The organism is Microlunatus flavus, assembly GCF_900110855.1.
Lineage (GTDB): Bacteria > Actinomycetota > Actinomycetes > Propionibacteriales > Propionibacteriaceae > Microlunatus > Microlunatus flavus.
On the sequence record NZ_FOFA01000021.1, the window covers coordinates 1 to 9,602 of the forward strand.

A 9,602-nucleotide genomic window follows, 5' to 3' on the forward strand; every position below is an offset into this window, starting at 1 on the left:
GGTCCGCCATCATCTGCGTCAGGTAGGGCCGCAGCATGTCGTCGAGCGGGACGGTGCTGCCGAGCTCGAGGCCGAGGCCCTGGAGCCGCATGAGCACGCGCAGCGGCATCAGCAGGTCGGAGGGGAACGTGAGGTGGTTCTCCCGGAACAGGTCGAGCAGGTGCTCCAGCGCCGGCCCGAGGTCCTGCTCGCTGACGCCGGCGCGGAGCCAGCGCTGCATCCACGCCTCCACGGCGCTCTGCACCGCGTCCTCGTCGATCTCGACCGACGCGCGCGTCACGGTGAGCAGTGCGCGGGTGAAGTCGTCGGCGTCCCGCTCGGAGATGGCCAGCAGCAGCGCCTGGAAGTCGAGGCGGCGGCGCTGCGTGAGGTAGCCGACGTCGCCGAAGTCCAGGATCGCGAGGTGCCCGGCGTCGGGCAGCAGGAAGTTGCCCGGGTGCGGGTCGGCGTGGAACATCCCGTCGCGGAAGATCATCGCCAGGAACAGGTCGCTGGTCCGCTGGACGAAGCGCTCGACGGTCCACCCCGTGGCCAGGAGGTGCTCGCGGGTGTCCACCGTGCCGCCGCGGATCCGCGACATCGTGAGGACCTTGGTGGTGGAGAGGTCCGGGTACGCGGTCGGGACCACCACGTCCACCTCCGCGGCGAGGCTCTGCCCGATCTGCTGGAGGTGGTGCAGCTCGTGGGTGAAGTCGATCGCGGCGCTCATCAGCCCGGCGAACTCGGCCACGACGGCGACGGGGTTGTAGCGGGCCATGCCGACGTCGAGCGACTCGACCGAGCGCGCGAGCGCGCCCATCAGCTCCAGGTCGCCGCTCACCTTGCGGTCCGCGTCGTGGTGCAGGACCTTGACGACGACCTCGGTCTGGTCGTGCAGGGTCGCCGCGTGCACCTGGGCGACCGAGCCGGACGCGAGCGGTTCGGGGTCGAAGCGCGCGAAGACCTGGTCGAGCGGGTGGCCCAGCTCGATCTCGACGGTCCGCGCGGCGAGCCCGGGCGCGTCCGCGGGCACCGAGCTCTGGAGCCCGCGCAGCGCCTCGGCGACCTCGGTGCCGACGATGTCGGCCCGCAGGCTGAGCATCTGGCCGAGCTTGACCCAGGTGGTGCCGAGCTCCGCGAGCGCGGAGCGCAGCCGTTCGCCGGTCGTCAGCGCGACCAGCTCGGGGTCGGCCAGGTGCAGACCGGTGAGCCGTAGCAGGAACGGCGTCGGCGAGTCGCCGATGGCCGCGCCGAAGGCCGACGCGAGCTGCGTGAAGCCGTACCGGGCGAAGACGTCGACGATCTCGACGACACGGCGGCGCTGGTGGATCAGCACCCCGCCGACGTCGCTCACTCGCGCTCCCTGATGGTTCCCGGGCCGCGCGGTCCGCGACGCCCCCGACCCTAACAACGCGAGCCGCACACCCCGGGCCGCGCGCGCCCGTACGCCCGCACGCCCTGCGGGTACGGCGCCGGTTCCCTCGGCGGCGACGGGAGCGACGGGTGGCGATGACCGGGGTTTTCACGTTCACGTGAAAAAGCTGGGTCAGGTGGGGCGGACAGCAAGGGGCCGCGGCGCGGGCGCGGACCCAGGCGCGAGACCCGGGTCCGAAGAACCGTCACCCAGCGGGCGAGCGGGTCAGGGCTGCGGGTTGCGGGCGTCGTAGTCCCAGAAGCGGCGCTGGACGGCGACGACGGTGACGAGGACGGCGACGCACAGCAGACCGCCGGCGAGCGCGGCCCACGCCTCGCCGAACCGTTCCGCCGCGCTGCCGAGCACCAGGTCGCCCAGACGCGGTCCGCCGGCGACGACGACGATGAAGACGCCCTGGAGCCGGCCGCGCATCTCGTCGGGGGTCGCGGCCTGCAAGATCGTCTGGCGGAACACGGCGCTCACGGCGTCCGCGCCGCCGGCCACCGCGAGCAGCACGAAGCAGACCAGCAGGGAGGGCACGAGCACCCCGCCGGGCGAGGTGCGCCCGGTGAGGAGCAGCACGAGCCCGAACGCCGCCACGGCCAGGCCGAAGACGACGATCGACCCGGCGATCACGCGTCCCTGCCGCCGGACCCGCACGAGGCTGCCGGAGAGCAGCCCGGCCAGCACCGCGCCCACGGCGAAGGCGGCGCTGAGCTCGCCGGTCGTGGCGGCGCCGCCGCCCAGCCACAGGACGCCGACCGCGGGCAGCAGCACGCGGGGCATCGCCAGGATCATGGCGGTCAGGTCGACGACGAAGGTCATGCGCACGTTCGGCCGGGTGGCCAGGTAGCGCAGGCCCTCGAAGACCGATGCGAGGCCGCGCTTGCCGGGCTCGCCGGTGGTGGTCTCGGCCGGGGGCAGGTCGGGGAGGCGGAGCAGCGCCCACAGCGCGGCGGTGAAGAGGACGACGTCGACCGTGTACGCGAGCCCGAAGTTGCCGCCGGCGACCATGAACGCGCCGAGGAGCGGCCCGACGACGAAGGCGATGTTCCAGGAGACGGTCTGCAGCACGTTGGCGGCGGGCAGGAGCTCGGCCTCGACCAGGCGCGGGATGATCGCCGAGCGGGCCGGGTTGTTCACCGCGAACCCGGCCGACTGCAGCGCCACGAGCACGTAGAGCAGCCCGACGGAGTCGAGGTGCAGCCAGGCCTGGAGCGCGAGCAGCCCCGAGACCACCCAGAGCCCCACCGAGGCGACGATGGCGACCCGGCGCCGGTCGTACTGGTCGACCAGTGCCCCGCCGTAGAGGCCGAGCAGGACGAGCGGCACGAGCGCGCAGATGCCCAGGACGCCGACGGAGAACGTGGAGCCGGTGATCGCGTAGACCTGCAGGCCCACCGCCGTGACGGTGAACTGCGTGCCCAGGTTCGACACGCTCAGGCCCAGCCACAGGCGTCGGTAGGCGGGTGCGCTGCGGAGCGGGGTCAGGTCCAGCAGCACAGCCATAGCGCGGCTAACGTACCCGGGCCCGGCCGCGCCGCCCCGGGCGCGCGTGGGAACGAGACCAGCGCTGCGCGCGCCCGGCGCTCGACGGGACCAGCCCTCCGCGGCACACGGGCCGGGCGCGCCGCTCGGTCCGCCGCCCGGCCCAGGTGCTCTGGGAGAGTGGTCGCGTGGCACCCGAGGAGCTCCCGCCCGCCCGTCAGCTCGTGACCACGTGGTGGGTCCCGGAGCAGTACGCGGGGCAGACGACGGCGACCCTGCGGCGCGTCGGCGAGCAGGTGCAGCGCAGCGGGCGGCCCGTCGACCTGCTCACCTTCTCCGCGCTGCAGGACAGCGCCGAGATCACCGAGCGGCTCACCCGGCGCGGCAGCCTGCCGGAGGGCGTGACCGTACGGACGCTGTTCAGCGACCTGCGGGCATGGGACGCCGAGGGTTCGCTGGTCGAGCGGCTGCGCACGCTCCCCGCCACCGCGCCGTCGCCCGACACCGGCGTGCCCACGGTCGAGGAGGAGGGCAGCCGCTGGTGCCTGCGCACCTACGACGAGCACCGCGAGCTCGTGCACTCGACGATGTACCGGGCCGACGGGAGCCCGCTCGCGCGGGACTTCCCGGTCGAGGTCAACGGGGAGAAGAAGCGCTACCAGCAGTTCTTCGACGCGGGCGGCAGCCCGACGGTCCTCGCCGGCAGCACGTGGGACGTCTACTACCTCTGGCTCGACCACCTGGTCGGCGACGGGCCGGCCGTCATCATCAACGAGTCGAAGAGCACGGCGCGGTTCCTCTCGCGCTACCTCAACCCCCGCGCCACCACCATCCACGTCTTCCACGAGTCGCACCTCGCCGACTCGACCAACCCGTACAAGGGCGACCTCTACGTCGCGCACCGCCGGATCGTGCCGCACCTCGACCGCTTCGACGCCGTCGTGTTCCTCACCCGCAAGCAGCGCCAGGACGTCGCGGAACGGTTCGGTGATGCGCCGAACCTCCACTCCGTGCCCAACGCCGGCCCGCGCGTCCAGCCCGACGTCGCCGAGGCGCAGCCCCGCTCGCTCCTGGCCCGGCTCCGCCCGGGGCCCGACCGGCCCGAGCGCGGGGTCGTCGTCGCGACGCTCAAGCCGCTCAAGCGCATCGAGCACGCCGTGCGGGCCGTCGCCCTCGTGCAGCGCTCCGGGGGGCGGGGGCCCGGCTTCGGGCTCGACGTCTACGGCAAGGACGCGGGCAGCCAGGCCTCGATCGAGCGCGCGGTGGAGGAGACCGGCAGCGCCGATCTCGTGACGCTGCACGGGTACGCCCCCGGCGCGGCGAAGCACTTCGCCGCCGCGTCGTTCTCGCTGATGACCTCCACCACCGAGGGCCAGTCCCTGGTCCTGCTGGAGAGCATGGCCGCCGGCTGCGTACCGATCTCGTACGACATCCGCTACGGCCCCGACGAGCTGCTCGTCGACGGCGAGACCGGCTTCCTCGTGCCCGCCGGCGACGTCTCCGCGCTCGCCGACACCATCCGCCGGTTCCTCGACCTGCCGGCCCGGCGCGTGCGCCAGCTGCGCGAGAACGCCCGCGAGCGGCTGGCGGCGTTCAGCGACGCCGAGGTCTACCGGCGCTGGGTCGAGGTGCAGCGCAGCGCGGTCGAGGCGCGCGCCCGCCGGCTCAGCCTGACCTCGCTGGAGGTCCCGCGCTTCACGGTGACGACCGAGGCGGGGCGCTTCCTGCTCGACGGCGAGGCCGCGCTGACATGGGACACCGACGGCTGGACCGCCCCCGGGACGCCGCCGGCGCCGACCGCCTCGTGGCTGCTGGTGGGTCGTGACGCCGGCCGGCCGTGGCGCAAGCCGCTCGCCGTCGAGGCCCGGACGACGCCGGACGGGGCGACGCTCCGGATGAGCGGGGCCCTGGACCCGCTGGCGGTCACCGTCGGCGAGCGGCTGTGCGACGTGTACGTCGAGGTGTCGGCGGGCTCGTCGGTGCGGCGGGTCCGCCTGAACGGTGCGGTGTCCGCCACGGCCGGGACCAGCGAGCTCTACGCGACGGGGTACGGCAACGTGAGCCTGCGGCGACGCTGAGGACGCCGTCGAGCCGAGAGGCTGGAGTGCCTTCGGCTCGGGCGCGGCCGGGCGGGACTCGTCGTCCGCACCCGGCCGGGCCGCGGGGCCTGCGGTCAGGAGACCTTCTTGGCCTTCGAGGTCGTCGAGCCGGTCGTGTAGCCGTAGCGCTTGGCGGTCACCGTGATGGTGATCTTCTTGCCCTTGTCGGCCTTGCCCAGCTTGTACTTCGTCTTGGTCGCGCCCTTGATCGCCTTGCCGTTGCGCTTCCACTGGTAGCTGAGGGAGGCGCGGGTCGTGGGGTAGGAACCCGCGAGCCACGGGGTCGCGTGCACGCTCAGGGTCTTGCCGACCCGTCCGCTGCCGTTGATGTAGGCGAGGTACGACTTGCGAAACGGCGCGGTGTCGAGGACGACCTTGACGCCGAGGTCCTTGTCGACCTTGAGCGAGACGCTCTCGGTCTTGAACCCGTCGCCGGAGTAGATCGCGCGGATCCAGTAGTCGCCGGTGTTCAGGCCCTCGAGCGCGAAGGCGCCGTCCTGGCTGTCGCTGCGGGTCAGGGAGATGACCTCGCGCTCGTCGCCGCGGTTGGTGATGGCGGTCAGGTCGACGTTCGGCACGGGCTTGCCCGAGCGGTCGACCGTCGTGCCGGCGACCTCGTGACCCTTGTGGATCTCGACGTCCGGCGCGCCGGTGTTCTTGCCGGTCTCGACCTGGATCGTCGACGCGGTGCCGTAGGTCCAGGCGCCGTCGCTGCCGGAGCGCGCCCAGACCGACGCGTACGGGCCGCCGCCGGTGTACATCAGCTGGACCTTGTAGTTGCCGGGGCGGACGTCCAGCGTGTAGCGGTTGTCCGAGCCGACCGTGACGGCCTGCGCGACGTTGCCGGAGGTGGTGTACGCCGCCGCGGTCAGGTCGCTGCCGGTGACCCCGTCGACCTTGCCGCTGATGCTGCCGCGGGGCACCACCGACTTGGCGACGATGAAGTCGCTCGAGGCGGTGAGCCGCTTTCCGTCGGAGTCGACCAGGTAGATCGTCGCGTAGTAGGTCGTGTCGTTGGCCAGGCCGGTGAGCTTGCCCGACGTGCCCGTGAAGACCTTGGAGGTCTTCTGGTGGTCGGTCTGACCGCCGTTGAGCGCGTACGAGACCTTGTAGCCCGAGCCGTCGGGAGCGCCGGAGACGCCGGTCCAGGACAGCCCGACGGTCGTGGGCCCCTGGCTGGTCTCCTTGAAGCCGTCCGGCGTCGCCAGCTTGTACGTCGTGGTCGACTGCACGACCTCGAGCGAGTCGTCGCTCAGCCGCTTCTCCGGCTCCGAGCCGGCGGCGGGCTGCACGACGTAGGCCCGGATGTAGTAGGTCGTGCCCTTCTTGAGGCCCGTCAGGCCCACCGAGCTCGACGTCGTCGTGAAGTACTTGGTCGGGTTGCCCTTGGAGTAGACGCGAACCGTGTAGCCCGGGGCGCCCGAGACGGCCTTCCACGACACGGTCATGCTGTCGCGGTCGACCTTGCTGCGGAACAGGTCGCCCGGCGCCTCGAAGGCGTACGTCGGGGTGGCCGCCGTGGCGGCGCTGTAGGTGCCGACCTTGCCCGCGTCCGAGACGTCCGCGACCCGCACGAAGTACTGCTTGCCCGTCGACAGCCCGTCGATCGTCGTGTCGCTGGACTTGATCTCGGGCTGGCCCTTGGCGGGCAGCGTCGTGGTGCCGCTGCCGAAGCTCTTGCTCGTCGAGTACTGCACGCGGTAGCCCGCGGCGCCCTTGACGTCGGTCCAGTCGACCTTCAGCGCCGTGGCCGAGCCCTTCTCGGTGCTCACCTTCGGCTTGGTCACGTCCGCGTCGGCGGTGCTCGTGGTCAGGCCGGCGCCGACGAGCGCGATGGCGACCAGGGCTCCGAGGCCCGTCCGCACCCGCTTCGTGCTGCCGCCGTGTCCGGCGGCACCCCTGCCGGCGCTTGACTCGGCGCTCGTCACAGTTGCTGACCTCGTTCCTCAGGTATCCGTCCGCCGGAGTCTAACCCGGCGGACGTGTCGTTCCGGTCAGTTCGAGGCGCGTCCTTGCCGTGATCTGGCGCGTTCCTGCCTACGCGGCCGATAACAATTCGGCCAAGAAGTTCCTGAAACCTGTGTCACATGTTGACAGGAATAGCGATCAGACCTGAGCAAGCCGTTAACGTTCCGGGCAACCGGGGGGCTTGACGGATGCACGTCGATCTGAGGAGCCCGAAAGCATGTCTCAGCCTGTCCACCAGTTCCAGCGCGTCCTCCACGCCAGCAGTCGTCGGGTCCCCACCTTGCTGCTGGCGCTGCTGCTCGCTCTCGGCGCTCTCGGTCTGAGCGCCGCCCCCGCCGACGCGGCGACCAAGCCGCCGGCCGGGCTGAAGGTGTCCGCGACCGGCGCCACGACGCTGAAGGTGACCTTCAGCAAGGTCAAGGGCGCCCCGAAGTACCGCGTCGCCTGGTCGACCAAGAAGTCCATGGCCGGGGCGTCGTACAAGCGCTCGACGGCCACCACGGTAGAGCTGGCCGGGCTGAAGCCGTCGCAGCGCTACTACGTCAAGGTCCGCGTCATCTCCACCGCCGGCAAGGCGCTGAGCAAGTACTCGAAGGCGGTCTCGGCGAAGACCAGCGCGGGCTACGCGGCGCCGAGCGGGCTGAAGGTGACGGGTACCGGGCGCACGAGCCTGGCGCTGGCCTGGGGCAGCCGGGGCAAGGGGCTGACCTACCGCGTCCAGTACGCGACGACCGCGTCGATGGCGGGCGCGTCGTACAAGCGGTTCAAGGCGACCGCGGGCAGCATCACCGGCCTCCAGCCGGGGACGACCTACTACGTCAAGGTCCGCGTCATCACCAGCACCGGTGAGAACCTCGGCCCGTACTCGAAGCCCGTCAAGACCGCCACCACCAAGGCCACCACGACGGCGCCGAGCGGTTCCGCGCAGCTGCGGCTCGGCACGTTCAACGTCAAGTGCTTCAACTGCGAGGGCGACCACCCCAACGAGCGGTCCTGGTGGGACCGGCGGGCGGCCGTGGTGAAGGACATCAAGTCGCAGAAGGTCGACGTCCTGGGGATCCAGGAGGCCAGCCAGGCGTGGCTGCCCGCGCGAGAGGGCGGCAAGGGCCAGGACCTCAGCCAGTTCGAGGACCTGCGCAACCGGCTCGGCGGCTCGTGGAAGGTCACGAACAGCAACCGCAACAACTGCGTGAAGGCGAAGACGCCCACCAGGTGCGTCTACAAGGACCAGGGCGCCTCCAAGGGGACGCGCATCCTCTTCGACAACAGCCGTGTCGCGCTGCTGAGCCAGGGTTCCAAGCTGCTGCCGAGCCCCGAGGACGACCGCTTCATGGCGTGGGCGGTGTTCCGTCAGCGCAGCACCGGCAAGAAGTTCTTCTTCGCCACCGCGCACCTCGAGCCCGACAAGGACTGGAACCTGCACGTCAAGGAGGCCACGACCGTGGCCAAGGAGGTCGCCAAGCGCAACCCCGGCCACCTGCCGACCTTCATCACCGGTGACATGAACGCGCACAAGAACTCGCTCGACCCGTCGGGCAAGAAGAACAACCCGGTGGCCAAGGTGTTCGTCGCGGGCTACGGCTACGTCGACCCGCTCGGCAACGCGTCCGGCTCCACCACCGCCACCCCGGGGGCCACGGTCGAGAAGCGCATCAACACCCCGCTGAGCAGCTTCAACGACTTCATGCCCGAGCCGAGCCCGAACTACTTCGGCCGGCGCCCCAACGGCACGTACATCGACTACATCCTCACCTCGAAGAAGGTCCGCGTCCTCGAGTGGGAGAACGTCGCCCACCTCGACGCCAACCACCGCTACGTCGGCAAGCAGGCCTCCGACCACAACATGCAGCGGGCGACGGTGGTCCTGCCCTGAGCCGGTGACGCTCCCTGAGCTCGTCGAAGGGCCCCGAGACGCTCCCTGAGCCTGTCGAAGGGCCCCGAAGGGGTTGGCGTCACCTGCCCTCACTGTGAGGACCCGCTCGCGCAAGCGCGCGGAGATCACCGAGGCGTCCCTCGACGAGAGCCAGGCGCTTCGCGCGGCGCCAGCCCTTGATCTGGCGCTCGAGCTCCGCGGCGTCGTCCACGCGATCGGTCTCGAGCGACCAGAGGAGCTCCACAGGTCGTCGCTTCGAGGTGTAGCCCTTCACGACGCCCAGGGCGTGCTCGGTCAACCGCTGCTCCAGGTCGCGCGTGCTGCCGACGTAGAAGGAGCCGTCGGAGCAACGCAGCAGGTAGACGAAGGGCACGTACGAAATGTGGTGCGACCTCGGCGGTTCGAGCCGCACGACTGCCCGTTCCTGTGGACGGACATCGCTCGGAGGCACCGCCTGTGGACAGACGAACGCCAACCCCTTCGGGGCCCTTCGACAAGCTCAGGGAGCGTTCGCGGGCCCTTCGACAAGCTCAGGGAGCGTTCGCGGGCCCTTCGACAAGCTCAGGGAGCGTTCGCGGGCCCTTCGACGGGTTCGCGGGCCCTTCGACGAGCTCAGGGAGCGTTCTCGTGGCGCGGGGCGGCTACTTGCGGATGGCGAGGAGGCGACGGACGACGCGTTCGGCGGAACGGCCGTCGTCGAGGTGGTTGAACCGTTCGACCCAGGCGTCGTAGAGGTCGGCGTAGCGCTCGGGCGCCTGGGCCAGCTCGCGGACGGCGGTCG

At 71.3% G+C, this 9,602-nt stretch carries 7 protein-coding genes; 2 read left to right on the plus strand and 5 right to left on the minus strand.

Going from position 1 to position 9,602, the window contains the following annotated elements; translation table 11 throughout:
• Both BMY04_RS22060 and BMY04_RS22065 read right to left on the minus strand, forming a co-directional pair.
• A partial coding sequence (locus BMY04_RS22060) for an ABC1 kinase family protein (protein WP_139210110.1) occupies positions 1-1,333 on the minus strand: 1,333 nt, incomplete at its 3' end.
• 285 nt (positions 1,334-1,618) lie between these two features.
• Positions 1,619-2,902, minus strand: coding sequence for an MFS transporter (locus tag BMY04_RS22065; RefSeq protein WP_091187232.1), 1,284 nt, complete (start codon positions 2,900-2,902; stop codon positions 1,619-1,621).
• Between the two features lie 167 nt (positions 2,903-3,069).
• Here BMY04_RS22065 and BMY04_RS22070 point away from each other — a divergent pair, with 167 nt between their 5' ends.
• Entirely contained in the window at positions 3,070-4,959 is a 1,890-nt protein-coding gene (locus BMY04_RS22070; protein WP_091187235.1) for a glycosyltransferase, read from the plus strand.
• A gap of 95 nt (positions 4,960-5,054) precedes the next feature.
• Here BMY04_RS22070 and BMY04_RS22075 read toward each other — a convergent pair whose 3' ends face one another.
• Positions 5,055-6,845 carry a fibronectin type III domain-containing protein gene (locus BMY04_RS22075; RefSeq protein ID WP_091187240.1) on the minus strand — a complete coding sequence of 597 codons (1,791 nt, stop codon included), beginning with the start codon at positions 6,843-6,845 and terminating at the stop codon, positions 5,055-5,057.
• A gap of 320 nt (positions 6,846-7,165) precedes the next feature.
• Here BMY04_RS22075 and BMY04_RS22080 point away from each other — a divergent pair, with 320 nt between their 5' ends.
• Entirely contained in the window at positions 7,166-8,821 is a 1,656-nt protein-coding gene (locus BMY04_RS22080; protein ID WP_091187242.1) for a fibronectin type III domain-containing protein, read from the plus strand.
• Positions 8,822-8,900: 79 nt separating this feature from the next.
• Here BMY04_RS22080 and BMY04_RS22085 read toward each other — a convergent pair whose 3' ends face one another.
• Together BMY04_RS22085 and BMY04_RS23730 are read right to left on the minus strand one after the other, a co-directional pair.
• Positions 8,901-9,194 carry a GIY-YIG nuclease family protein gene (locus tag BMY04_RS22085; RefSeq protein WP_091187246.1) on the minus strand — a complete coding sequence of 98 codons (294 nt, stop codon included), beginning with the start codon at positions 9,192-9,194 and terminating at the stop codon, positions 8,901-8,903.
• 268 nt (positions 9,195-9,462) lie between these two features.
• Positions 9,463-9,585 carry a CDP-glycerol glycerophosphotransferase family protein gene (locus BMY04_RS23730; protein ID WP_408630475.1) on the minus strand — a complete coding sequence of 41 codons (123 nt, stop codon included), beginning with the start codon at positions 9,583-9,585 and terminating at the stop codon, positions 9,463-9,465.
• Between the last annotated feature and the right edge of the window lie 17 nt (positions 9,586-9,602).

Bases quoted from the DNA above. Each gene is read 5' to 3' on its own strand.
- BMY04_RS22080 (WP_091187242.1), top strand. From the start codon at position 7,166: ATGTCTCAGCCTGTCCACCAGTTCCAGCGCGTCCTCCACGCCAGCAGT.
- BMY04_RS22065 (WP_091187232.1), bottom strand. From the start codon at position 2,902: ATGGCTGTGCTGCTGGACCTGACCCCGCTCCGCAGCGCACCCGCCTAC.